Raw genomic sequence first — 24,244 nt, forward strand, 5'->3', positions numbered from 1 at the left:
GAAGTCCGCGTGCGGATGCACGCGGGGGCGGGTTGATATCAGACTTAATATCCACGAGCTCACTATAAGCTCACCTTGTAAGCTTATAGTGAGCTCGTGGAAAATCTGGTTAGTTACTGGTCGCTACTTACTGGTATCACTAATCTGGATTCTAATACCGTAGGTCCGGCAGTGAATAAGATAGCTCCATATACCCAGCCCAACAGTAGAGTAGGGAAAAAATAAAAGTTGCTAATTGGGTATTCTCGAATCAGAATAGATGTTCCCCTGAGCGAAAGTTCCGCAGCAAACGCTGCTGCAATCCCTCCGAGAAATCCTACAATTGCACCTAAAAGTGCTCGGTTGTACCATGGATAAGTAAAAATATATCGGTTCAATATGTATATTGATAGGGAAATAAATGTGAGTAATGTGCACGTAATTACAAAAACGTTATAGTGTCGAGCAATCAAGCAGGTCCATAAAACCTGTAAGATGGTACTTAATGCTATAAAGAAAATATTTAATTTCATTATTTTTTACCTGCGTCACGAAAAAGATTTCCTGGGAGTAGAGTTCCGCTCGTTACGTGCGGAAAATATGGCGACTGATTTAATACGTTTGAAACATTTACGGCGCATTGAGCGATACCCGGGCTTTGCATCCCTTCAATTTTTTGCAATAAACGTTGTTCCTCTTTTTTGCTTGTATCTTTGCAATTTTTCTCAATTTTCGAGTCGGCGTGGTATTTTGAAAATTTACCTATACTCGCTGTGCTTCCCTCTACGACATCACCTGTGCCGCCGCCGTTGCTTTGTGCGTACGAACCGCTAGGATCAAATAAAATCGGTTGTCCTTTTTCGCCCGCCTGTGACATGTAAAGTGCCGCATGATCTCGAAATCCCCATGAATTGGTTGTTACCAGCACGCACGTTTCGAGTCCGTTAGAATCAATAGACGAAATGGGATTTCCCCCAACATATGCATAGGTATTGATACCTCCGGCTAGTCCAATTGCATCACTTTGTAAATATCGTCCCAGCGAGGCATCATAGTAACGATTCCAGTTGTACCACAGACCTGATTCGGTATCGTAATACTGGCCTGGGAAACCGACATGCATGCCGCCGATATTGTCGACAATGACCTTGCGGTCGAATGCCGCGTTGGCTGCGCGCCAGGCGACGCCCCCGGTACTGTTGGTTAGCACTTCTGGCCGGCCCAGTTTGTCGTTGTGGCTGGCGTAGAACCAGCCGCCGCGCAAGACTCCAAGCAATTCACTACCCAGCCAGACATAGCTGGTGTTCAACATGCCTTCTTCGAGCAGTAATTGGCCGTCGGGGCCAAAGATGCTCACCACGCCGCCTGATTGGGTGTTTTTATACAGCCGCTGATTCAGCGCATTGTAGTAATAGTAGCCTATGAACGCGCCATTGGCGCTGACAGTCTCCATCCGGTTCATGGCATCATAGGTGTATGTTCGCGTGCCGTCATGACGCGTCTCGCTCGCCACATTGCCAACCGCATCGTAGCCGAAGTTGCGCCACTGGCCATTGCCGCTCCAGGACAACAGGCGGTTGCTTTGCACATCATTTACATAATTATAAATATAGCCATGCCGTCCCTGCCATGTCCGGTTACCCGCCTGATCCCATTCAAATGCTTGTAAATCACTACTACGGGTTGCTCCGGCTATGCGGTCCGACAAATCATAGTCTACAGTCTGGGACATTGCTGGATTAGCATGATCGGTCATGGCATTCATCTGACCGGTCGTGTTATAGGCATAGACGGTATTTTGGCTTCCTCCAGCGACCTGCGTAACTTGTCCATCGGCATCTAATTTGATGGTCCGTGGAACATTATTGCCGAAGCGCCAGGCATACAGGGCGCCGCCCGCCGGCTGATACAGTAGGGTGTCGGCCAAGGTGTTCCACGGGGCGCCAAGATTACTCGTCACGTTGGAGAGGCGGCCGATGCCGTCGTACTGATAATAGAGCGTCAAGCCTCTGGGGTACGCCATGCTGGTCAAGCGGCCGGCCGCATCGTAGCTCCAGTTCGTCGTGTACAAATTGCCCCACATATTATTGAACTGGCTCAGCAAATCGCCACTGGCATTGTAGGTATACCTGGTTTCACCAGTCCCATCTGTAAAGCTGGTCAGCCGGCCTATACCATACGGCCCCTCATCATAGTTAAAAGTTTCATTGATGACTCCACTGATACGTGCCCGCTTGCGGCCCAAACTATCCCAGTGATACGAAATAGTCTTGCCATCCGCCTTGACTTCAGAGCTGAGCCAGCCCGCACTATCGTAGCCAAACGTGCTTGTCCCTGTATCCGGACTGGTGATGCTGGTGACCTGGCCAAAGCCATTATAGGTATACCGTGTTTGCAGCGGGCGCGGATCGGTTACCGATGTCAGGTTGCCTTGGGCATCATAAGTCATGCTCGTCGTACCGCCGTCAGCAGCTCTGCTGCTCACAAGACGGTTCGCCGCGTCATATTGATAAGTTGTAGCGCGGCCTTGCGCATCCGTGCTGCTCGTCAAATTGCCATTGTTATCGTAGCGTTTTTCGACACGTTGGCCGTTATTGCCTAGTTGAGTATAGGGGCGGCCCAAAGAATCAAGGACGGTGGTGGCGCTAAATTCCGTCGTGCCGACGGCGACCGGCACTGTGCCATTGATGTCGGCATATTTGCGGGGCGAACTGGCGCGCACGCTATTGCCTGGTACGTCGACAGCCAAGTTTGCGAATTCACTGAGCGCGTTGCCGACAGATTCCAGCCGGCCTGCTGCATTGTATTTGTAACGCACTACGCTTCCGTCCGGCCTGCTGATCGTACTGATCTGGCGATCATGGGTGTACGAATAAACAGTGGTGCGGCCATTCGTGGTGGCTGATAGCAGATTGCCCCGTGGATCGTAGGTGTAACTGGTGGTGACGCCATTTAGATCGACATAGGTCATCGGCAAGCCGAGCCCGTTGTAATTTGCCCAGCTTTCTATTTGGTTTAGGGGGTTAGTGCGAGAAGTCAGGTTCCCCGACAAATCGTAAATTGAAGTATAGGTTGCTGCGCCGGCGGGCATCGACACGCTGACTGTGCTGCTGGCAATTGCTTCATTGCCATGGAAAGTATAAGCATATTGCGTTACACGCTGGCTACCACTGAGGACATCCGAGAACGTCGTACTTTCAAGCTTGCCTGTGGCGAGTCCAGAGTTAACGTAGCTATATTGAATGCGTGCATAGACCTGGTTGCCTGAATCGACAAACTCAGTTTGGCTTATATTGTCGCCAATCCAGCTATTGCGAGTGGTCGACGCAGCGGAGGTGCCAGTGGCTGTCGTTTTTTGTAACAGCTTTCCGTCAACACTGTAGCTAAATGATGTCACTACACCATTCCAGTCCGTTGTGGTACTTAAATATCCGTTGGTGTCATAGCTGCTGGCGGCAGCTGCGGCGCTGCAGGTAGTGCTTCCTGCCCGGGAAATGCTGGTATTTTTGAGTTCACCGTTTATGTTGGAAAAAGCATGGCGTGTCACGTCACCTTTGGCGGTAGTGATCGTGGTTCCCGATGCATCGTAAACGAATGTATCGACTTCCTCGCCACCGGACAAACCGCTTTGCTGGACCCGTTTGTCAGCGTAGTAGCTATAAGTGCTATAACGAATTCCATTGATCGAAATGCCAGTGAGCAAGGCTGGATCGGCATTTTCATAGTGGTACTGTCGAATGTCCGGCGAATTTCCTGGCGATGTTACTTTTGCCAGGAGGCCCGAAGCATTATATTCGTAGCTCCATAGGCTGCCTGCCGAGTCGCGCACCGTCGCAACCAGGCCATTACTTCCATAGGTAAATTGAATGTTTTGACCTATGTGATTGGATATCTTGCTGACGCGATTAACGCCGTTGTACTCATAAAAAATACCTACACCGACGAAATTGAAAATGCTAAGAATGCGCCCTCCCGTATCGTAGGAGTAAATGAGTTTTCCTTTAAACAGAGTCCAGCCATCCGATGTATATTGCAATTCCCCGACCGTATCGGTGCCACCTGGCGTGTAGATGTAGGTACCTTCCTCTCCGACATCACGCTTGTAACGATGCGTAAACTGTTTTCCGCTCGAGTCAATGACCGTCGCTGACTGCGGAATGCACATCGAATCCATCCTGATGCAACCCGCAGTGCTGGCTATAATCCTCGGGACATCATATTTAGACAGCCAATTTTTCCCGAAAAATGTACCGGTTGCTTGGCGGCTGCGATAGGTCCGTGCCAAGCTAAGCCCGTACTCGCCATGGGAAAAAAAATCCGTTTCTGTCTTGTGCTTTTCCCCTGTAGCTATCACAACTGGATTGTTAGTCGATTGTGGGGCGCCGGATAGGCAGTCTTTATCTATATTCGAGTTACTCTCATATGTAGGAGCTGCTTTCGGCGAGCCACCTTGACCACCGTCGCCGGGCGTGGCCCCACCAAATCCATAGTCAATTGGACTAGGCGTATATTCAGTCTTGCAAAATTGCGTGCCATCCTCTCGATAAGCCCATTTTTTTCCAGGACCACACTCATGTATCTCTACAGTGCTGTCGGCGTTGGCAGGTGAAGGTGCTATCGAGAGGAAACTGGCTATGAAAATGAGGAGACTGCTTACGGAATAATATTTCACTATTTCTCCTGAGAAATTTATATAAAATATATCATTAAAAATAATATTACCATTTTGAATTGTTTCTTGGTAACAAATTTTCTGATGTCGACTTGCACCTATTCATAGCTTTTTTCACCCTGACCTGATGTAATGTAATAGCGATTCGAGTACTAACGTCCGATCCTGTTCACTCAAGCCGAGCAGGGGGCGCTTCCGGTACTTGTAGACTGCCCCGTTCTTGGTAACCCGCTCTTGCTGACCAAACTGATGCACGCGCGCCACGCGCGCCACCCAGCCAAAGAAGCCGACCTCGATCTGGTCGCCGGTCGCCTTCACTTTCAGATGCTTAGCGGTGCGGATCTTGGCAAACATCGCTGCCTTCTGCCGCTTGATGCGTCCATTCTTCCCCTTGAATTCCTTGCGCCGCTTGCGCGCCGGATAGGCCGCGCCATCCGGCCCCTGCTGGGCCTTGATACGCTGCGCCTGGCTGCGGCGCAAGTCGATGGCCACCTTGTGATTGATGGCTCGGCGCTGGGTTGGCTGCAGCTTGGCCAGCAGGGCGCCGGCCCAGGCTTCCAGCGCGTGCAGGTCGTCACTCATGCTGTCGCCTCGGGCGTGCGCCATTCGGCCAGTAGGGTGTCGCCGTCGTACAGCTTCCAGAACTCGTCCGCGTAGGCCGGCATGTGCTGTATCTCGGCCAGGTGCTGGATATTCAGGCGGCCAGCTTCGCCGGTCTTGACGGCCACGCGCTCGGTCAGGTCCAGTTTGATGGAGATATCGACCGTTTCATGGTTATTAAAGTCCACCTCGAAGGCGATCCCGTGCTTGCGCGTTTCCTCATTGGCCATCAGGTCGAGCTGATGCACTTTCAGCCAGGCGATCAGGGCCACCATGATCGCGTCCGCGTCGCCCGCGTAATCGGTCACGATCAGGTGGAGCTTGAAGCGGTATTCGAAGGAGAAGGAGGCGGTCGCGGTGGCCACCACATTGCCTTCGTCGACAAAGACGACGAGGCGGTCAGGATCGCGCTGCAGCTCGGGGATGGCGGCGGCTAGGTGCTGGCGCAGGCTATTCGGTTTGTACATGGTAGGTGTCTCGCATTAGGTTGTAGGCGTCGATGCAGGCGTTGAGCTGGCGGGTGGCGGCGTCGCCGTCGCTGGCGATGGTGTCAAGAGCTGCCGCAGCCGCGCCGTCAAGTTCGGCACGCGCTTGGTGGCGATCGCCGCCGGCAGCGGCGGAATCTGTGGTACCGGCGCCAGTGCCGGGGCAATGGCCGGCGACGGGGATTGACAGGCGGATAGCGCCGCTGCGCACGTCAGCCATAAAGCGGTCGCGGTCAGTTTGTGCATGGTGGTTGTCCTGGTTGAGTTGATCGGTGCGTGCGGCGAGCTGGCCGGTGGCCGCGCGTTCCAGTTGCAGCACGCGGCCGGTGGCCTGGACCAGCGCGGTGGCGGCCGTTTCCTGGGCGGTGGCCGCCATGCGGCGCATGTCGCCCAGGGCCGCGTCCTTGCGCCAGCCCTGCACGCTCCAGCCCAACATGGCGCCGGCCAGCAGGCCCACGGCCAGCGCGCGCCAGGGCGGCGCCGCGATCACGGCGCCACCCGCGTGCGCAGCCAGCCGAACAGAAAGCGGCGCTGTGTCTTGTTCGCTTCCGTGATGTCCAGGTAGCGCGCCGCCTGCAAGCCGTTCAGGGCGTGCAGCATGACGGCGGCGCCTTCCTGGCCGCGCCACGCGAGGAAGGCGGCCAGCGCGCCCAGCGACTGCTTGCCCAGGTGGCCATCGATGGTGAGCACGGGATAGCGCGCGCCCGTGTCGTTGAAACCGTTCAGCCAGCGCTGCAGGAATTCGGCCGCCACGCGCGGCCCCATGTTCACGCCCGTGTCGATCAGTTCCGCGCCAATGCCGGCGTGGATGGCCAGCACCTGGTCGAATTTCGGCGCCGTGATGTAGCGGGCCGTGTAGATGGCGCGCGCCAGGGCCACGGGCAAGTCGCGCATGGCGCCCTGGTAGCCGTTGGCGCGGGCCACGGCCACGGTGATGCCGTAGTTGGTTTCGCCGCCTTTGTCGTGCGGGTCGTTCACATAGCCGCCTTCGGCGCGCAGGATTGCGTCGATGGTGCGTGCGATCAACGGGTTTTCCGTGGTGGCCATCAATGCTCCTTCGCGTCGTTGACCAGCTCGGCGATGTCCTTGTCGCTGCGGCGCTGGAACCACAGGGCCACGGCGCGCGATACCCACCAGCCGGGCGCGCCCACGATCAGATCGACGGCGGAAGCGTTGACCATGGCGCCGATGGCGGGCAGTTGCGCGCACAGCAGCTGATACGCGGTGCCGCCCAGCAGGCACGAGAACACGCCGGCGCAGGCCAGGCGGGCGACGAATTCGCCCTTGTTGAATGTGCCGTCGCTGTTCAAGGGCGGCAGCACGATGTACAGCATGGCGGCGCCGATCATGCCCAGCGCGGCCTTGAAGCCGTACAGTTTGACCAGGGCGGCAAAGCCACCAAACGATTCTGCGGACATAGCTTGTTTCTCCATGATGAGTATAAGTAGAGGTGTTGTTAAAAATTCAGTCCCATAGCTGCACGATGTTGGCCACGCTGGCCGTGCTGGCAACAGGTTCCGGCAAGGTGACGAGCAAGCCGGCCGGCAGCACGGCGCCGTGGCGCGCCAGGGCCGGATTCATTTCCAGGGTTTGCTCGACATAGCCGGCGCCGTCGCCCAGGTAGCGCCAGACCAGCGCGTCTACCGTGTCGTGCTGCTGCGTGCGCACCTGCATCAGATCAATTCCACCGTCAGGTGCGTGCGCCCGACCATATCGGCGATGGCCCATTGCGCATTCCTGCGCTGCGCGCCGGGCGCCTCGTCCAGCCATTCCATGCTTTTCTTATCGCTGGCCGACGACGCCGTGGTGTCGTAGTCGCGGTAACGCTCGATCAAGTCCGCCTTGGCCGTGCTGTAGACGGCGCGCCGGTATTGCGCCAGCAAGCGGCTTTCGCGGTTGATTTTCGATGCCGGCACGTCCGCCAGCGCGGCGATACCAGCGCCGGCATGCACGCTTTGCCAGGCGGCCAGCTCGCGGTTCACCTGCAGGATCGCGTCAACCACGGCTTGCACCAGGCGCGCGTCGGTGACAGTGCCGTCCAGGCGCATGGCGTCGCGGATTTCGGCAAGAACAACGTCGGGGAACCAGCCATCGTTTTCCACGATGCCGGGCGTTGGCGCCGGTGCTGGCGGCGTGCCGCCGGCGCTTGGTGCGCGGGGAGGAAGGGCGATAAAGGACATGGTGTTTGCTGTGGAGTGAAGGGGGAGGCGGTGGACGGGGTTCATCAGGTCGCTGTTTTGGCCAGAATCCCCCCGTGCCGCCTGTGCGCCGGGGGCTGCTCTTTAGCTGGAATCGGCCGCGCGCTTGATGCGCCGCTCCAGCCGTTCCATGTCTTTCTTGACGCCGACGGACTCGGACAAGGCCCGCGCACGCTGCAACTGGGCCATGGCGATGCCAGCTTGTTCCAGCAGGGCCGGGGCGATGTCCGTCGCGTCCTGCTGGTCCAGCACGGCCACCATGGCCAGGCCGATGGCCTTGTGCAGCTTGGCGCGTGCCTGGTCGGGCGCGTCGCTGGCGGCCGTCATCGCTTCGACGGCACCCAGCACGGCCACGGCATGCTGCGGATCGTCACCCAGCTTGCCCTGCAGGTAGGCGGCCGCGAATTCGTCCAGCATCATGGTGGGAATGTCGCGGCTGTAGCCATCCGGCAGGGTGAACTTGTGTTCCATGCAGTAGGCGGCAATCACCAGGGCGCGGTCATACTCGCCCGTGTCGATGTGCCATACCAGCAGGGTGGCCACCACGTCGTCTTGCGCACCCTTGCCGCCGGCCAGCACGCCGTCGATCCATTGCGCATAGGTCGCCAGCATGGTGGCCTTGACCTCGATCTTGCGTTCCACCGACTGGATGGATTTCAGGCGGCGCCGGTCGTCGGACAGTTTATAAAGCATCAGCTCATAGGCGCTGCCGGTGGTCACGCCCAGCGGCTCGGCGGCGCCGGCCGTGCGCTCGGCCAGCATGCGCGCGCGGTGGCGCAGGGCAGGGGAAAGGTGATGCATCGCTTACGCTTTCAGCTCGATGTGCTCGACCAGCGCGGCCAGGCCCAGGTCTTCGATGACATACGCGTCATTCGACGACTCGTAGTTCTCGATGCGGTCGCGCGATGGCTTGTCCTCGACGCGGCGGCGGCGCGCACCGTCCTGGAAGTAGATCGACAGATTGTCGAAACGGGTAATCAGGATGGCGTTGTCCGGGAAGTAGGGCACGCGCACAGCCGGCAGGCCGCCAATGCGTTTCTGGCTGATGATGATGTCGGCCGCCAGGGTTTCCGTGGGCGCCTGCTTGGTATTTACCAGCGGGAAGTATTTGTCGCTCAAGAGCTTGCGCCCGACAATGGCGACCAGGCCCGTGTCTTCCTGATACCACGGGTCCAGCAGGTTGACGGCATCGACCACGGCCGCGTCCAGGTTGGCATAGTCGGCATCCGCACCCTCGCCGATGATGACCTTGCCCGGCAAGCCTGCGCCGACGAGGCCCAGCACGCGCTCGGGTGCCTGTTCGCGCAAGTGCTGAAGCCAGCCCTTGTTCACGTCCTGCAGCAACGGATTGGCGGCCAGGTCGGTGGTGGCCATGACCTTGACGCCATTAAAACCGATGACGATGCGGTCCAGCGCCTGGCGAATGATGATGGCATTGGCCACGCGCGATTGAAAATCGGGGAACTTGGCCCAGGCGTCCAGCTTGGCATACGTCAGGTGCGTGTCGAAGTTGGTTTGTTCGCAGCGGTACTTGGTGCTGTCCAGGGTGGACAGGTCGCGCGTCTCGCGTTCCTTGTCCTTGGTGTTGGTGCGGCCGGCAATCGGGCCGGAGACGCCCAGGCCCAGCTTTTCGCCTTCCTGTTCGGCCACGCCCATGATGTTAATTTTCGACAGGAACTCGCTCGATTCCTGCATCTTCGTTTCCAGCTTCTGCTGGATGCTGGGCGCCACGCTGAAGGTTTTGGCGACGCTTTCCGTGTCGTTCAGTTGACCCAGGCGGGTTTCGTACTGGCTGTAGACCTGGCGGGTTTGCTTTTTCATCTATTTTTGCTCCGTGATTGATATGGGTAGTGGGGATGGCGTGGCCGCTTAAAACTCGGTCTGCACGGCGGCGCCGTTGCCGTTGCCGTTGCCGTTGCCGGTGGCGGACGGGCGGCGCGGCGCGTTGCCGGGCGCCTCGTCCATTTGCGTCTTGAAGGCGGCCAGCTCTTGCTGCGTCGCCGCCAGGGCCGTTTCCGCTTTGTCCAGGCGCGCCAGCGTGCTGGCGTAGTTGTCGTTGACCGTGACGACGTGGCCGGCCAGGGTTTCCACGGCTTCGCTGATGTCGGCGAACTGCGCGGCGTCGGTGCCGGATTTATTGGAGAAGCGCGACAACAGGTTTTTGACGGCATCGGCCAGCTTCACGCCTGCCGGTTCATCGAATACCAGTTCGACCTCGACGGCAGTGCTAAACAGGTTGGTGCTTTGCTGCTTGCGGTTGGCCGAGAATTTCAGGGCATCGGTGCCCAGGCTGGCGGGGCTGTCGGTGACGCCCAGGCCGACCAGGTAGGGTTGCGCCGTGTCGGCGAAGTCAGGTTGAATTTCCAGGCTGGTGTACAGCTTCTGTTTGGCCTTGTTGATGGCGACCAGTTCCGGAGTGGGTTCGATCTGCGCGAACAGCGCCAGTTTCTTGCCGTTGTCGGTGTCCACTTCTTCCGCCTTGACGGCGATCACGTCGCCGTAGGCTTTGAACTGGCTGTCGGGCAGGATGCCCCGGATGTGTTCGAGCCAGATGCGCGCGCCGTAGGTTTTCGGGTTGTAGCTGGCGGCGAGTTGCTCGATGGTGGCGCGGTCGATGTTGCGGCCGTCCGTGGTGGCGCCTTCGGTAGCGACGCGGAAAAACTGGGATTTAGGCATGGCGTTGGGTCTCGGTTGATCGGATAACGCCATGGTCAACGTCTTGGGCTGGGGATTCAATGCGGGGCGGGTTGCTATGGCCAATAGCGACTTTTGCCTTTCCCCGTTCCGCGCGCGCGCGGCCTACGCTGGCGGCATGTTAGGAATCCATCCCACCCCTGAAGAAAAAATCGCCGAACTGGCCGTGCCCGAATCCGAGCCGCGCCGTGCCGCGCGCGCCCTGTACTGGAAGGGCTGGCGCATTTCGTCCATCGCCCGACACTTAGGGATCAAGCGCAGCACGATCAACAGCTGGAAGGCGCGCGACGAGTGGGACAAGGCGCAGGCCATCGAGCACGTCGAGGCGTCGGCCGAGCTGCGCCTGGTGAAGCTGATCGAAAAAGAGGTCAAGAGCGGCAGCGACTACAAGGAAATTGATTTACTCGCCCGCACCATCGTGCAGATGGCGCGCGTGCGCAGGTACGAGCAACCCGGAGGGAATGAAGTCGATCTCAATCCCAAGCTGGCGAACCGGAATGCTGGCCCAAAGAAGAAGCCGACGCGCAACGATTTCAGCGACGAACAGCGCATCCAGCTGCTGGACGCCTTCCAGGACTCGCTCTTCGATTACCAGAAGGTCTGGTATCGCAACGGCGACCAGCGCACGCGCGCCATCCTCAAGAGCCGCCAGATTGGCGCCACTTGGTACTTCGCCCGCGAGGCGCTGGCCGACGCCATGGCCACGGGCCGCAATCAGATTTTCCTGTCCGCGTCGAAGTCGCAGGCGCACGTCTTCAAGCAATACATCGTGCAATTCGCTCGCGAGGCAGCCGGCATCGACCTGACGGGGGATCCCATCGTGCTGCCGAACGGCGCGCACCTGTACTTCCTGGGCACGAACGCGCGCACGGCGCAGGGCTACCACGGCAATTTCTACTTCGATGAATTTTTCTGGACGCAGAATTTCCAGGAGTTGAACAAGGTGGCCTCGGGCATGGCCATTCATAAGAAATGGCGCAAGACGTATTTTTCCACGCCATCCTCGACCACGCACCAGGCCTATCCATTCTGGACGGGCGAGCTGTTCAACAAGCGCCGCGCCAAGGCCGAGCAGTTCAACATCGACGTGAGCCACCAGCGCCTGGCGTCTGGTTTTACGGGCGAAGACAAGATATGGCGCCAGATCGTCACGATCCTGGATGCCGAGCGGGGCGGCTGCAACCTGTTCGACATCGATGAACTGCGCAATTTCGAATACAGCCCGGACCAGTTCGAAAACCTGTTGATGTGCAATTTCATCGACGATTCGGCCTCGGTCTTCCCCTTGAACGAGCTGCAGCGCTGCATGGTCGATTCCTGGGTGGAATGGGACGACTACAAGCCACTGCTGGGCCTGCGCCCCTTCGGCAACCGCGCCGTGTGGATCGGCTACGACCCGGCCTTGAACGGCGACAGCGCCGGCTGCGTGGTGCTGGCCCCGCCGATGACGGCCGGTGGCAAGTTCCGCGTGCTCGAGCGCCACCAGTGGCGCGGCCAGAGCTTTGAGGACCACGCCGAAGCCATCCGTCAGATGACGCAGCGCTACAACGTCGAATACATCGGCATCGACACCACGGGCATGGGCATCGGCGTGCTGCCCATCGTCAAGGGCTTCTTCCCGGCCGTCACGGCCCTGAACTACTCGCCGGAAGTCAAAACCCGCATGGTGCTCAAAGCCAAAAACATCATCAGCAAGGGCCGGCTGGAATTTGACGCCGGCTGGATCGACATCGCGCAATCGTTCATGGCGATCCGCAAGACCCTCACGCCCAGCGGGCGGCACGTCACCTACGTGGCCGGGCGCAGCGACGAAACCGGCCACGCCGACCTGGCTTGGGCCTGCATGCACGCGCTCGACCACGAACCCTTCGAAGGCAGTACCGACAACCACCAATCCATCATGGAGATTTATTCTTGAGCAAAGCACATCAGCGCGCCCGCCCGCGCTCCGCACCTGGCGCGGACACGGCCGCGTCCTCGGCGCCACAGCCCGCCACCGCCGGCATCCAGGCCTTTTCCTTCGGCGACCCCACGCCCGTATTGGAGCACGGCGATATCCTCGACTGCTTCGAATGCTGGAAGAATGGCCAGTGGTACGAGCCGCCCATCAACCTGGCTGGCCTGGCCAAGTCCTTCAATGCCGGCGTGCACCATTCCAGCGCGATCCACTTCAAGGCCAACGTGCTGGCGTCCACCTTGATGCCCAGCAAATACCTGTCGCGCGACGCCTTCAAACGCCTGGCGCTCGACTTCCTGACGTTCGGCAACTGCTATCTGGAAGACCGGCCCAGCCGCAGCGGGCGCCCGTTGACGTTCGCGCATGCGCTGGCCAAGTACATGCGGCGCGGCATCGACTGGGATACCTATTTTTTTGTCACCAATCACGGCACGGCGCACCAGTTCGAAACGGGCCGCGTGTTCCACCTGATGGAACCGGACGTGAACCAGGAGCTATACGGCGTGCCGCAGTACCTGAGCGCGCTGCAATCGGCCTGGCTCAATGAGGCGGCAACCCTGTTCCGCCGCAAGTATTACAAGAACGGATCCCATGCAGGTTTCGTGTTCTACATGACGGACGCTGCCGCTAACACCCAGGACGTGGACAACCTGCGCCAGGCCATGCGCGACAGCAAGGGGCCGGGCAATTTCAGGAACCTGTTCATGTACGCGCCGAACGGCAAGAAGGACGGCATCCAGATTTTGCCTGTGTCGGACGTGGCCGCCAAGGACGAGTTTTTCAATATCAAGAGCGTGACGCGCGATGACCAGCTGGCCGCCCACCGCGTGCCGCCGCAACTGATGGGCATCCTGCCGAACAATGCCGGCGGCTTCGGCGCCGTCGAACCGGCCGCGCGCGTCTTCGCGCGTAACGAGCTGGTACCGCTGCAGTCGCAGTTCATGGCGATTAACGAGTGGGCCGGCGTCGAAGTGGTGCAGTTCGCCCCGTATGAGCTGGCCGCACCGGAGGGAGCAGCATGAGCGACCACGTCGACAACACCGACAAGATCATCTTCGCCGAGGTGGCGCGCGGCTTGGCCGCTGTCCGCGGACGGCCCGCCCTGGTGGCGCACGGCGCCTGCCACTACTGCGACGAGGCGCTGGCGCCTGGCCTGCCGTTCTGCAACGTTGATTGCCGCGACGACTATGAGAAGGAGCAGGCGGCGAAGGCCCGTGCCGGTCGCTCAGGATAACCGCCACGCCGCGATGGCCGGCAGGGCAGGGCGTTGACAGCCCAGCCGCGCCGCAGCGCCCCAGCCACAGCACAAGCCGCCCATGAGGCGGCTTTTTCACGTCCTGACGATTGGCATTGCCATGGATGCAAGAAAAAGCCCCATTTCGGCCCGGCGCGCGCAGTTGTCCCCCCTCCACACCTGCCCGCTACATAGGGCTGTTTTGACTCAAATTTGCGCCATGGCCGAAGGGGCATGTGGACTGGCGCGGCCGGGCGAAAGGGGAACATGCGGGTTGACGCATTTTGACGCATTCTGAGTAGTTTTTCGCGCGCGCGATATTAAGGCGTGGGAAGGGTATGTAAGTAGGAAATTTTGTCAGCGCAATTCACTCCATTGGCGCATAGCGAGGGCCGCCATGCCACTCAAACGAATCATAGACCTCATAAAGAGTCGAGCGCAACCGCTCCATGGATTCGACAGAGACATCCACTTCTGCAAAATCACCATCTCCAGTAGTGCCGCCATATTTTGAACCATCTAAATTGTCAACAATAAAGAAACTACCATCCTGATTTTTAAACGGGCCGTCTGAAATTGGTTTGGTATCAATTGGTTTAAAATTTTTGTTTAATTGTCGTTCGCGCATTTCGGGATGGTGTGCTGAATCTCGAATCCCTTTCAATCCTGGAAACCTCTTGGAGAAATTATAATGTGCGGACGCCAATTTATCAGGGACTCCTTTTTCATTATTAAGGAGTTTTAAAGAGTTATTAAAGTTGTCTAAAGCATACAAAAACGCACGGGCGTGGATTCTCGGGATTGTGGAAGACATCTCTCTCGGTAATATGCCGGCATTCCATCTCTCACGTTTGTAAGTACGCTCCACATCAAAGAAGTCGGGCTTTATTTTTCCAATTTGCGGATTTTCGTAAAAGTCTCTTTCAAGTTTTTCTTTTATTTCATTCTTGCGAGCGACCTGTCGATCGATATCTTCAAGAGTCGGACGAGCGCGGATGGGGTGCGGTAGAAGAAATAAATTAAGAGCCATGTTGGCTTCAAAAAATATAGATTCTAGCGACGTTAGCCTGTCTTGCATCGCACGATTCCAGTGTATATCATCAGATTTAATCCAATGTCCAGGTACGGTAATTTCGAAAATATGCATATTATTTATCCTTTAAAATTCGCGTAAGGAAGCAGCCTAAAGTGATAGTACTCTGATTTTTAACCAAAAATGTTGTGTATTTATACATTATTCAGTGATATTGTGGTGAGAGTTTGCATTTTAATGAGGTGCGAGCGTGGCGCGTATCCGCTGATACTGTTCTCAATGTGATTTTTGGAATGCAGAGTTCAGGGACGAAAATTTTTGATGTAGGTATGGAAGTAGGTACAGGATGGAGATGTCGCCATGAAGGCCTCATGAATAATAGGTATTTGCATTACACCGCTTCCGCCAGGCAATAAAGAAACCGCCTTCGGGCGGTTTTTTATTGCCTGGCGGAAGCGAGCAGGGCGCTTGCGCGCCCTGCGTGTGAGATTCGAAGGGCTGGGCCTACCGGCCCAGCCCGCCCCGAATCCTCCAACCGCTACCGCTGCGCGGCAGCCCCGCGCGCGCCAGGCGCGCGTTCGTGGTTCTAATCAGCTTTTCGACTGAGCCAGCTTTCACAGCATCCGACGCATCAGTCCGTGTTCGAATAGCGGACGTGACCCTCGCGCCCGATATGAAGCTGGCGTGCCAGACCTACAACGCCCGCACCGAAACCGTGGCGCAGAAGCCATCCTTCTGCAATGCGTGGAAGCGCAAACAGTTCTGCATTATTCCTGCGGATAATTTCTTTGAACCTTGCTATGGGACTGAAAAGCCGGTGCGCTGGCGCATCGAGCGCGCCGATGGCATGCCGGCCGCCATCGCCGGGATATGGGAATTCCGGCCGCAAGATTTGCTGCTGTCGTTCTCGATGCTGACGATAAACGCGGATGGCCACCCGCTCATGCAGCGTTTCCACAAGCCAGATGATGAAAAACGGATGGTGATGATTCTCGACCCGGAGCAGTATCACGGCTGGCTTGATGGTTCCCTTGTGAGCGAAGAGGATTTGTTTCAGCAGTATTCAGCAGAACGCCTTGTAGCTGTAGCTGATCCGCTTCCGCCGCGTATGAAAAAATAAGCACGAACTGGCGGTTTGCGAGCGAGGGGCAGGCCTCACAATCGAACAAAAAATCAATAGCTTTGTGTTTCAAAGCAAGGTGAGTTTTACTACGCCGCTTCGATAAAGGCTGAGGCCGTGTCCAGATGTCAGACCTGACCCCTAGCCCTGTTCAACCTGACCCCGCCCCGATGCGGATAGAACCAGGGTTCACCATTTCGACATAACCTCACCATGCCGATGGGAATTCAGCTATAAGTCATCGCAACGAACCTTCTCTAAATGCATCCTCCTCATAACCCAGTTCCATAGAGAATTTACTGGTTTCAACATTTACCGTAAATTCGAAACGTGTCCATGCAGGCTGATTATTAGCAGCCATAAATTTCTGATGTGCTGCAGCCAAGTAATGGAGTTTCATCGTATCTGAATCACTGATGGAAAACTCGCTCTCATTGACTCCGTTGTTCGAATAAAATTCAAACTGACTGACATCGCCCTCCGGAGAGAACGCGGCAATCATCAAAATTATTTTTGTATCCTCTGGTGCAATGCCATACAAACATTGTCCAATCTCCTTGGATATTTCAATATCCTTCGATTCCATTTTTCATTCCTTTACATAGTTTTTAAAAAAACGCTTAAACACCTTATTTCCAACGCTATACTCCAGCATAAACGAAGTAGGTATAAATAACCCCGACAATCCCTCCATTTTAGATCGTGCTAAAAATAGAGGTTATGCGGCCATGGCAGGCTTCTGTTTTGGCGTAATACCGCCAAGTGCCATGTTGGGCCGGTCGTGATTGTAAGTTCACAACCAGCGGGTTGCAAAATCCTGAATCTCATCGAGCGTTTCAAACAGATGATGGGCCATCCGTGGGTACCGGCCAGTTCCGATCCTGGCAATAACTGGGGCGCCATCCAGCGCAACGGGCTTCAGTATGAGCATATACGCGACGTGTATCCCATCAATATTTTCAGCCTGTCTAGGCTCGACACGCTACAGCCGGAGCGTCAACAGGCATTGCGCAAGGCGATGCAGGCATATGGCAGCAGTAATACGCAAGACGGCAGGACGCACTGGATTTTAAGCGGCGAGGAACAGGCGACGGCCCGTAAGCTGGCTATCATTCGGGCTGAACCATGAGCGTACAAATCCCGCTATGGGGAAACCTCCGGTAAAGCAGAAAACAGGTCGGCTTTAACAATCTCAGCACAGCCATTCACAAACTCTTCTTTGGCAGAAGGATTATCCATGTGCACGTTCTTGAACGCATCAGACATGACTTTGATATAGTTTGTCCTACCCAAGCGGCGCGCGGAAATAAATTTGAAACATTCATTTTCGAACTGGCCAATCGACATTACGCTGATCATGCCTTGAACTTTTGGCAGGGGACAGCACAGATTACTGCCGTCGGTGCCAGTGTCCAGATTCGAGAACACTACGCTCCTGGTAACGCCGTCGGGAAAAGGGCACTGCACAGTCAACCTGCCAAATAGGTGTGCATGCGAGTGAACTTCTGCAAAGGCAAGTCCGTGCTTCATGATGTTCTGGCCGTTTTTTGGAGGGTCATACTTGAACAGATCGCTGTGGGACCAGAGGTGGTTGGCTAATTCCAAGGCGCGATAGTCTTCCGGCAGCAGCGCCTTCAATGCAAATCTCAACAGATCGATTTTTTCGGGACTTGCAACGTAAAAATTTCCCTGAACTATATCGAAGAGCAACTTTGCACGCTGTACTCCTAAAGATTTTTCCATCATTCCCGCGATGAATTCCTGTTCGTTAAGCGCCGATAACTGCAACAGTATCTCTTCGGGGGGCACGCCAGTATTAAAATCCATATTCGCCTCGCCAATCTATTCTTCAAGGAATTAAACATTTCCAATTTAACATATTGTGGCTTGGCTGTCCTGCGCGGGGCACGGGGGCAGCCTCCCCCTAGAGGCGGTGGCCAAGGGCGAGCTGCGGCCTTTGCGCAAGCCAGCCAGCGACGAGTAGGCCGGCGAACGCGGCCTTGCCCGGCCGTTCTTGTTTTTGAAATGCATCGCCACCCTGTTTGTCAGCAACCTTCTTGGCGCCGCGTCCCCGTATTCTGGATACTCATTGCTCCAGTAGTAAAAATCATTTCCGTATCAAATTTATCTTGTGGCGGAATTCAAGCGTTACAGGGTGGCCTAGGAGTTCTCGTTGCGGAATGAAGTCGAGTGTAAGTTTTTGAAATAAAAGAATTATTTTGAAGACTTGAAAACTAGCGACGGGTTAAACTGTTCGTGAGTTCGAATCTCACCGCTTCCGCCAATCATATTAAAGGTTGCCATAACGTATCGCACGGTATGATGCATAAAATTCTTGGAAATCAACGAGTTAAGTGAATTTTAGCCCATCTGAATCGCAGATTCGGCTACCTTCAAACTCACTGTCGCACATTTTCACGTAGGTTAATTTGTAGGTATGATGCGGTTTTCTCATCTACCGTACCTACAGGAACCGCGCCATGGCGATCAATACCCTTACCGACAACGATTGCCGCAAGGCGCTCCCCAACAATGGGAAGCTGCGCAAGCTGTTTGACGGTCATGGTTTATTCCTGGCTGTTTTGCCTATTGGGGGCAAGGTCTGGCGCGTGGCGTATCGCAATGCTGACGGCAAGCAGCAAACTGCGGTGATCGGCCCGTATCCACTCATTGGCTTGAAAGAGGCGCGCGACCGACGCGATGCGATCCGCTTGAAGCTACTCGACGGGGAAGATATCAAGTCAAAGCTCAAGGTGAAACCATCGATCACGCTTGATGTTGCGATCGCTGAATACTGGGCCGGCCGCACCGACATCAGCGAGGGTTACAAAGCCAATGCACTCAGGGGGCCTGGCAATGCATTTGTCGCCGAAGCTGGGAAGCATGCTGCTGCGCGATATCACACGCGAAAGCCTGATGGATGCTTTGAGGCCCATGGATGCGGCGGGCCTATCCGTGTATGTTCGACGCGTCCGCATGTGGGCCAGCCAAGTGCTTGATTGGGGCGTTCAGCACGGACACTGCGACGAGAACCCTGCATCATCGATCAATGCGAAGGTCGCGTTTTCCAGAAAGCCTCGAGAGGGGTTTGCGGCGCTGGCCATATCCGAAGTGTATCCATTTCTGGAGCGCCTCGCGCTGGAGGATGAAATTCAGTCGGTGCTTGCCTGCAAGCTGCTAGCACTCACCTGGACCCGTACCGACGAGCTGCGCCGCATGACGTGGGCAGAAGTCGAGGGCGATATCTGGCGCATACCTGGCAAGCGGATGAAGAAGAACCGCGAGCATCTTGTACCGCTATCGACGCAAGCCCAAGCGCTGTTAAAAGAAATGAAATTGCGCTCGCGCGGGAGCGTCTACGTGTTTCCGAATGATCGAACAGGCAATCGGCCCATGAGTGAAAATTCGATCCTGTAGCTCATCCACCGGATCGGGTACAAAGGCCGCATGACGGGACACGGTTGGCGCAAGGTGGGGTCAACTTGGGCGAACGAACACGAATTCAATACCGACCATATCGAGATGCAGCTCGCGCACAAGGACGGCGGAGTGCGTGATGTCTATAATTCTGCGGAGTACCTGAAGCAGCGAAGGGCGATGCTCCAGGCATTTGCGGACTGGCTTCTTAAATGTGAGGGCTCGTACTTGACCTGACATATTGGGTCCGATTTACGAATGGCCGCATCGGCCCCGAAGGGGAATCGTCTTAACGAAACTGCTATGCCACAAATACTAGGCTGTCCGTGCAGTTAGGGGAAGGTCAGCCTTTATTCTGCTAACATAGAAGTGGCAAAATCAACTACCACCACTGACCAATTGGCCGAATTCAACATGAAAGGGGCAGATAATGTCTAGACAAGATGATATCGAAAATATGGTGTACCAACAAGAGCAAGAGGCAATCGCCAACGCAAATAACAATGAATGGGAGTATGTGCGGCAGCGTTACGTTGAGCTTCACGCCCGTAATCGCTATCCCGTAAGGATCAAGGCTGGAGCTAACGTTACCCTGACTGGTCCTTTTTTCCCAGTTACTCATCGTAACAACGTGAATATCCAACCCGGTCCGAACGGCAAGGGTATCGAAGTGAAGCTTGAAGATAGTTGCAGTGGGCAAATTGGGGATTACCGCGTCGAAAGCAATGGCCTCAATGGCGTAGAAGTCACCCGCTACCACGGTCCGACACGGACATAATGATTGACGCGCATTCAACGTCGTATGAACGTTGAGTGCTTTGAATCCGCTAGCCTGCCTTTTAGGGTAATGCTTTCATGGGTTTAATTGGGTAGGCATCAATGGTGCGCTTCTGGCAGATATCGGCTCTCAGAACTCTAACTCATCTGGCAGTTCGTGTCAGGTCGAGTTAGAGTTCGCATTGTTTAAAGCAGCTTGATACCTGCTGCGTGTAGCGTTGACAGGCGCCATCCGACCGTGCGGCGGCTGATGGCGATGTCGGCCGCCGGAATCTTGCCTTCTTTGAGCCAGCGCCGTAGCGTTTCCGAGGTAACGCCGATTAGCTTGTACAGGTCCTGGCGATAGATAATGCGGTCAGTGTCGGTAGTGCTCAATTATTACTCCAAGTTGTTGTTTTATCGTCATTTTGGTTGGCCTCTGGCCGTGCTGCAGTCGGTAATGCGTACAGCATCTGGTGCATTGGACGCCTGTCGAGCATGTGGGCTGTCGCCAGGGCAAACGCTTCGGCTTCGGTGTGTTGGCAAATTTCAGCACCAGGCTTGCGGTAGTCGCGCAGCCGGAAAAATTCTTTGTATTCGTTCATTGTTGCTATGCTCCTTCTAATCCGTGCATCCACAATCGGTTAAGAGCGCCTAACAAAACGTCGTCCAGGGAAACGACCGGCCCCGATGCTGGTCGAAGCCACCTGGCATTGTTTTCGGGAGCCGCGCCATGGCCAAAGCCCTTCTTCCTGATGACCTGTGGGCGCTGATTCAGCCTTTGCTGCCAGCACATCGTCCCTCTTCCAAAGGCGGACGTCCTCGCATTGACGACCGCGCCGTCTTGAACGGCATCCTGTTCGTCCTCAAGATCGGCTTGCCTTGGGAATATCTTCCTCGTGAACTCGGTTGCGGCAGCGGCATGAGTTGCTGGTGGCGCCTACATACCTGGCCCGCTACGAACGCCGTGCCGACATCCATCAAGCATTTCTCTCGCTTGCCTGCATACTCATCTGCCGGAGATACATTCAACGGTTTTGTTAGGCGTTCTAGGCTAGGTAAATTCTAATTTGAAATTTTATTTGTTGGATGAAATAATGCTAAAATTGCGCCGGTAAAATTTCATGTCGCTAAAGGGGAAATTGAAGATTTTTTAATTTTGCTCCATGCCTTAATGGCGGAGTCTTGATTTTCATGTATTTTTTCAAATGAAAATTAATTGCGTTGAGGTTTAATTTTTTATTTGCATGGTATTTTGTTGTGGGGTTTTATTATTATTTAATTTGAGATGTCTTTTGTGGCGTTAGAGGAACATTTTTTATTTGCTTCAAAAATTTTTCATCTAATGAGCCGTGACAACGGGTGATGTCTAAGGAATGAAGTCTACGCCGTTAAGCAGGAGAGATTGTTGAATTTATGTACTTTTGAGGAGGATTGTTTCATGTTGAAAAATATTGGATTTTTTAGTGGACATGGTGTTGTATTTTTGAAATTGGCTTTATTTTTTTCACTATGCGTGGTGGCATTTTCTGCGTTTTCTCAGGCATTGTCGTTTGAGACGGCAAATAAAACTATAACCACCATAGGTGTGCACGGAGATAACTATTATTTCAGGGTGTTGGAGCCATTGGAGGCGCAATGTGCATATTCGATTATCTATATTCCTGCGAGTAAAAAGCCGCTATATGTGCAGGCTCTCGCTGCTAAATTGGCTGGAAAAAAATTAAGTAGGATTAATTACACTTTGACAAATGGGCCAAATTCCGAGTGCCATGCTTATATTGTTGAAATGGAATAGAGTCCCCGTGCCTGATTACACCGCTGCTGGAGATCAATGTGCTTCGCCCAATGACACGCTCTGAATGTGCATGCCGCGTGTTGGCCAAGAATTTTCTTGCCTGTCCGACCGTCTAACATTGGTTTAGAGGGTGTAGACAAAATCAACAACGAAGTTGTGGCATGCTATCTCGATGTGGAGGGAGCATGTCATGGCAACCAAACATTCACTCGGCAGCACTGCGCCGTCAAGCAGTGCCGGTGGCAGACCACCAGAGTTGAAGCCTGAGCATATCGCAGTTTTGCACGAGATCGTGCAGGAGCGCGCCCAGGCCAGCTTGCAGGAAATTGCCGACGAGCTGTATCACCGCTGCGCTCTGCGCGTGTGCACAGCAACGATTCGTCGTGCCCTACGCGCGTTAGGCCTCGTACGGCTCAAGCCACTGCGCCGTAAGGTCACGGTGCGAGCCGAGGGCGCCAAACGGTATGGCTATACGGCAGCTCACCGGCGCGAGGCCATCTCGCCATACAGCACGAACCTGACAGATGCCGAATGGGAGCTGGTTGCTGATTTGTTCGAGCGTACGCCGGGACAGCGAGGCACGCCCGTGCATTACAGCCGCCGCGATCTCGTCAATGCGTGCTCTTACGTGCTGCGTACAGGCTGCGCATGGCGGCTGCTACCCGAGACGTTTCCCCCCTGGCAGGCAGTCTACAAAGCGTTTTCGCGCTGGGTCGGCGCAGGTGTATTCGAACAGATGCAAGACCGGCTGCGCGAACAATGGCGGGTACGCATGGGACGCGCAAGTACGCCAAGCGCGGCAATCATTGATGCACAGTCCACCCGTATCTCGCCGCAAGGTGGCGAAAGCGGATTTGATGCAGGCAAGAAGGTTAAAGGGCGCAAGCGTCATCTCGTGGTCGATACCATGGGGCTGATCATCGCCGTGTCCGTCACCGCCGCGAGCGTACAAGACCGGGATGCGGCAGCAACCGTGGTGACGCAAGCGTGCAGTAAGAGCCCTCGCCTCGAAAGGCTCTATACCGACGGCGCCTATGGCGGGAAATGTGCGCAGGCCATCGAGCAAGCGCAGCATATCCGCGTTGAAGTGGTTCGTCATCCAGCCAATGGCACGACCGGCACGCTGCACGATCCCAAGACGCCCCCTGAAGATGCTGCGGCTGTATATGCCGGGTTCAGGGTCCTGCCGATGCGCTGGGTTGTCGAACGGACGCACGCGTGGATGGAACGCTGGCGCCGCACGGTGATGCATCACGACCGCAAACTCACTGTTTCGGCAGCCTGGGTGTGGTTGGCTGAAGCACGTATGCTACTCAACAGACTCGCTTTTAAGCGTTGATTTCGTCTACACCCTGTAAGAGCGCCTAACAAAACGTCGTCCAGGGAAACGACCGGCCCCGATGCTGGTCAAAGCCACCTGGCATTGTTTTCGGGAGCCGCGCCATGGCTAAAGCGCTTCTTCCTGACGACCTGTGGGCGCTGATTCAGCCATTGCTACCAGCATATCGTCCTTCCCCCAAAGGCGGACGCCCTCGCATTGACGACCGCGCCGCTTTGACCGGCATCCTGTTCGTCCTCAAGACAGGCTTGCCTTGGGAATATCTTCCCCGTGAACTGGGCTGCGGCAGCGGCATGAGTTGCTGGTGGCGCCTGCATGCATGGCAACAGGCCGGTGTGTGGCAACGCATCCATGACGCCATGCTGCAGCACTTGCGGGAATACGACCAGATTCAATGGGAACGCGCCAGTGTCGACTCCGCCAGCGTGCTATCCCCCCCTCGGCGGACAGCATACCGGCCCCAATCCCACCGACCGCGGCAAGCTCGGTTGCAAGCACCATCTGCTCGTCGATCAACGCGGTCTGTCTCTGGTGGCGAGCATATCAGGGGCTCAGGTACATGATTCCCGCATGCTGGTTCTGCTTGAGGCCGTTCCTTCAGTAGCAGGGCTTACCGGCCGTCCACGCAAACGTCCTGCCAAACTGCATGCCGACAAGGCCTATGCTTCGCGCGCCCATCGGGCCTGGTTGCGCAGCCGTGGCATCACTCCACGCATAGCCCGCTATGGCATCGAGTCGCGCGAACGCCTGGGTAAATGGCGCTGGGTGGTCGAACGCACGCTAGGCTGGCTGCACCGCTTTCGCCGATTACGCATCCGCTACGAGCGCCGTGCCGATATCCATCAGGCATTCCTCTCGCTTGCCTGCATACTCATCTGCTGGAGATACATTCAGCGGTTTTGTTAAGCGTTCTTATTCATTTATCGATTAACCTGCCTAGTCAATCATTAGGACGGTCCGGT

Annotated in this window: 27 protein-coding genes and 2 pseudogenes; 12 read left to right on the forward strand and 17 right to left on the reverse strand. The window is 55.9% G+C overall.

What is annotated here, in order from left to right:
• Nucleotides 1-511: 511 nt before the first annotated feature.
• The 11 genes from GYK42_RS29665 to GYK42_RS07915 form a co-directional block, all read right to left on the reverse strand.
• A complete protein-coding gene (locus tag GYK42_RS29665) occupies nt 512-4,651 on the reverse strand; it encodes an RHS repeat-associated core domain-containing protein (protein WP_166447035.1) in 4,140 nt (1,379 codons plus the stop codon).
• A 114-nt stretch (nt 4,652-4,765) separates the two neighbouring features.
• Complete coding sequence (locus GYK42_RS07870) at nt 4,766-5,233, reverse strand: phage virion morphogenesis protein (RefSeq protein WP_166447036.1); 468 nt, start codon at nt 5,231-5,233, stop codon at nt 4,766-4,768.
• Nucleotides 5,230-5,718, reverse strand: a complete 489-nt coding sequence (locus GYK42_RS07875) for a phage tail protein (RefSeq protein ID WP_166447037.1) — start codon at nt 5,716-5,718, stop codon at nt 5,230-5,232. Before GYK42_RS07875 ends, GYK42_RS07870 begins: the two co-directional genes overlap by 4 nt.
• Nucleotides 5,702-6,226 (reverse strand): lysis system i-spanin subunit Rz, encoded by a 525-nt coding sequence (locus tag GYK42_RS07880; protein WP_166447038.1) that lies wholly within the window; start codon nt 6,224-6,226, stop codon nt 5,702-5,704. The genes GYK42_RS07875 and GYK42_RS07880 overlap by 17 nt, the downstream gene beginning before the upstream one ends.
• Nucleotides 6,223-6,783, reverse strand: a complete 561-nt coding sequence (locus GYK42_RS07885) for a glycoside hydrolase family 108 protein (RefSeq protein WP_166447039.1) — start codon at nt 6,781-6,783, stop codon at nt 6,223-6,225. Before GYK42_RS07885 ends, GYK42_RS07880 begins: the two co-directional genes overlap by 4 nt.
• On the reverse strand, nt 6,783-7,154 hold the full coding sequence (locus GYK42_RS07890; protein WP_086138193.1) for a hypothetical protein: 372 nt from the start codon (nt 7,152-7,154) through the stop codon (nt 6,783-6,785). Before GYK42_RS07890 ends, GYK42_RS07885 begins: the two co-directional genes overlap by 1 nt.
• Nucleotides 7,155-7,200: 46 nt before the next feature.
• Nucleotides 7,201-7,410, reverse strand: a complete 210-nt coding sequence (locus tag GYK42_RS07895) for a tail protein X (RefSeq protein ID WP_166447040.1) — start codon at nt 7,408-7,410, stop codon at nt 7,201-7,203.
• The gene (locus tag GYK42_RS07900) at nt 7,410-7,916 is read right to left on the reverse strand and encodes a head completion/stabilization protein (RefSeq protein ID WP_166447041.1); all 507 of its coding nucleotides are present in this window, start codon (nt 7,914-7,916) and stop codon (nt 7,410-7,412) included. The genes GYK42_RS07895 and GYK42_RS07900 overlap by 1 nt, the downstream gene beginning before the upstream one ends.
• Before the next feature lie 102 nt (nt 7,917-8,018).
• Nucleotides 8,019-8,735, reverse strand: coding sequence for a phage terminase small subunit (gene gpM, locus GYK42_RS07905; protein ID WP_166447042.1), 717 nt, complete (start codon nt 8,733-8,735; stop codon nt 8,019-8,021).
• Between the two features lie 3 nt (nt 8,736-8,738).
• Nucleotides 8,739-9,755, reverse strand: coding sequence for a phage major capsid protein, P2 family (locus GYK42_RS07910; RefSeq protein ID WP_166447043.1), 1,017 nt, complete (start codon nt 9,753-9,755; stop codon nt 8,739-8,741).
• A gap of 48 nt (nt 9,756-9,803) precedes the next feature.
• Nucleotides 9,804-10,610 (reverse strand): GPO family capsid scaffolding protein, encoded by an 807-nt coding sequence (locus tag GYK42_RS07915; protein WP_166447044.1) that lies wholly within the window; start codon nt 10,608-10,610, stop codon nt 9,804-9,806.
• Between the two features lie 136 nt (nt 10,611-10,746).
• Between GYK42_RS07915 and GYK42_RS07920 the strand changes: the two genes are divergently transcribed.
• Genes GYK42_RS07920 through GYK42_RS07930 form a run of 3 tightly spaced genes read left to right on the forward strand, consistent with a single transcriptional unit; the run spans nt 10,747 to nt 13,819 of the window.
• Nucleotides 10,747-12,546 (forward strand): terminase ATPase subunit family protein, encoded by a 1,800-nt coding sequence (locus GYK42_RS07920; RefSeq protein WP_166447195.1) that lies wholly within the window; start codon nt 10,747-10,749, stop codon nt 12,544-12,546.
• Nucleotides 12,543-13,607, forward strand: coding sequence for a phage portal protein (locus GYK42_RS07925; protein ID WP_240943509.1), 1,065 nt, complete (start codon nt 12,543-12,545; stop codon nt 13,605-13,607). Before GYK42_RS07920 ends, GYK42_RS07925 begins: the two co-directional genes overlap by 4 nt.
• On the forward strand, nt 13,604-13,819 hold the full coding sequence (locus GYK42_RS07930; RefSeq protein ID WP_166447046.1) for a hypothetical protein: 216 nt from the start codon (nt 13,604-13,606) through the stop codon (nt 13,817-13,819). The genes GYK42_RS07925 and GYK42_RS07930 overlap by 4 nt, the downstream gene beginning before the upstream one ends.
• 367 nt (nt 13,820-14,186) lie before the next feature.
• On the opposite strand, the gene GYK42_RS07935 is transcribed toward GYK42_RS07930, so the two are convergent.
• Entirely contained in the window at nt 14,187-14,966 is a 780-nt protein-coding gene (locus GYK42_RS07935) for a hypothetical protein (protein ID WP_166447047.1), read from the reverse strand.
• A gap of 541 nt (nt 14,967-15,507) precedes the next feature.
• Here GYK42_RS07935 and GYK42_RS07940 point away from each other — a divergent pair.
• The gene (locus tag GYK42_RS07940) at nt 15,508-15,972 is read left to right on the forward strand and encodes an SOS response-associated peptidase (protein ID WP_346768072.1); all 465 of its coding nucleotides are present in this window, start codon (nt 15,508-15,510) and stop codon (nt 15,970-15,972) included.
• 238 nt (nt 15,973-16,210) lie between these two features.
• Here GYK42_RS07940 and GYK42_RS07945 read toward each other — a convergent pair whose 3' ends face one another.
• Both GYK42_RS07945 and GYK42_RS29235 read right to left on the reverse strand, forming a co-directional pair.
• The gene (locus GYK42_RS07945) at nt 16,211-16,558 is read right to left on the reverse strand and encodes a hypothetical protein (protein ID WP_166447048.1); all 348 of its coding nucleotides are present in this window, start codon (nt 16,556-16,558) and stop codon (nt 16,211-16,213) included.
• Nucleotides 16,559-16,690: 132 nt separating this feature from the next.
• A pseudogene (locus GYK42_RS29235) lies at nt 16,691-16,822 on the reverse strand (integrase core domain-containing protein); the annotation flags it as partial.
• On the opposite strand from GYK42_RS29235, the gene GYK42_RS29725 reads away from it, so the two are divergent.
• Nucleotides 16,817-17,101, forward strand: coding sequence for a hypothetical protein (locus tag GYK42_RS29725; protein ID WP_431190157.1), 285 nt, complete (start codon nt 16,817-16,819; stop codon nt 17,099-17,101). The pseudogene GYK42_RS29235 and the gene GYK42_RS29725 sit on opposite strands and share 6 nt — an antisense overlap.
• A gap of 14 nt (nt 17,102-17,115) precedes the next feature.
• On the opposite strand, the gene GYK42_RS07955 is transcribed toward GYK42_RS29725, so the two are convergent.
• Nucleotides 17,116-17,799 (reverse strand): hypothetical protein, encoded by a 684-nt coding sequence (locus GYK42_RS07955; RefSeq protein WP_166447050.1) that lies wholly within the window; start codon nt 17,797-17,799, stop codon nt 17,116-17,118.
• Nucleotides 17,800-18,452: 653 nt separating this feature from the next.
• On the opposite strand from GYK42_RS07955, the gene GYK42_RS07960 reads away from it, so the two are divergent.
• From GYK42_RS07960 to GYK42_RS07970, 3 genes are all read left to right on the forward strand, one after another.
• Nucleotides 18,453-18,971, forward strand: coding sequence for an Arm DNA-binding domain-containing protein (locus GYK42_RS07960; RefSeq protein ID WP_166447051.1), 519 nt, complete (start codon nt 18,453-18,455; stop codon nt 18,969-18,971).
• Nucleotides 18,856-19,389, forward strand: a complete 534-nt coding sequence (locus tag GYK42_RS07965; RefSeq protein WP_431190158.1) for a tyrosine-type recombinase/integrase — start codon at nt 18,856-18,858, stop codon at nt 19,387-19,389. The genes GYK42_RS07960 and GYK42_RS07965 overlap by 116 nt, the downstream gene beginning before the upstream one ends.
• A 430-nt stretch (nt 19,390-19,819) precedes the next feature.
• Nucleotides 19,820-20,167, forward strand: a complete 348-nt coding sequence (locus GYK42_RS07970) for a hypothetical protein (protein WP_166447053.1) — start codon at nt 19,820-19,822, stop codon at nt 20,165-20,167.
• Nucleotides 20,168-20,352: 185 nt separating this feature from the next.
• On the opposite strand, the gene GYK42_RS07975 is transcribed toward GYK42_RS07970, so the two are convergent.
• Nucleotides 20,353-20,541 (reverse strand): helix-turn-helix transcriptional regulator, encoded by a 189-nt coding sequence (locus tag GYK42_RS07975; protein ID WP_152254257.1) that lies wholly within the window; start codon nt 20,539-20,541, stop codon nt 20,353-20,355.
• Entirely contained in the window at nt 20,538-20,750 is a 213-nt protein-coding gene (locus tag GYK42_RS07980) for a hypothetical protein (RefSeq protein WP_166447054.1), read from the reverse strand. The genes GYK42_RS07975 and GYK42_RS07980 overlap by 4 nt, the downstream gene beginning before the upstream one ends.
• Nucleotides 20,751-20,878: 128 nt before the next feature.
• Between GYK42_RS07980 and GYK42_RS07985 the strand changes: the two are divergent.
• The 4 genes and pseudogenes from GYK42_RS07985 to GYK42_RS08000 all read left to right on the forward strand — a co-directional run.
• Nucleotides 20,879-21,097, forward strand: a pseudogene (locus tag GYK42_RS07985) (transposase); the annotation flags it as partial.
• 489 nt (nt 21,098-21,586) lie between these two features.
• Nucleotides 21,587-21,943: a hypothetical protein gene (locus tag GYK42_RS07990; protein WP_166447055.1), complete on the forward strand. Its 357-nt coding sequence runs from the start codon at nt 21,587-21,589 to the stop codon at nt 21,941-21,943.
• Between the two features lie 190 nt (nt 21,944-22,133).
• Nucleotides 22,134-23,282: an IS5 family transposase gene (locus tag GYK42_RS07995; RefSeq protein WP_166447056.1), complete on the forward strand. Its 1,149-nt coding sequence runs from the start codon at nt 22,134-22,136 to the stop codon at nt 23,280-23,282.
• 104 nt (nt 23,283-23,386) lie between these two features.
• Nucleotides 23,387-24,188 (forward strand): IS5 family transposase gene (locus GYK42_RS08000; protein WP_431190159.1). Its coding sequence is split into 2 segments (ribosomal slippage): nt 23,387-23,725 and nt 23,727-24,188, totalling 801 coding nucleotides; the frame shifts between segments, so codons are not numbered across the junction.
• The last annotated feature ends 56 nt before the right edge of the window (nt 24,189-24,244 follow it).

The organism is Janthinobacterium lividum (assembly GCF_011601275.1).
GTDB classification, from domain to species: domain Bacteria; phylum Pseudomonadota; class Gammaproteobacteria; order Burkholderiales; family Burkholderiaceae_D; genus Janthinobacterium; species Janthinobacterium lividum_E.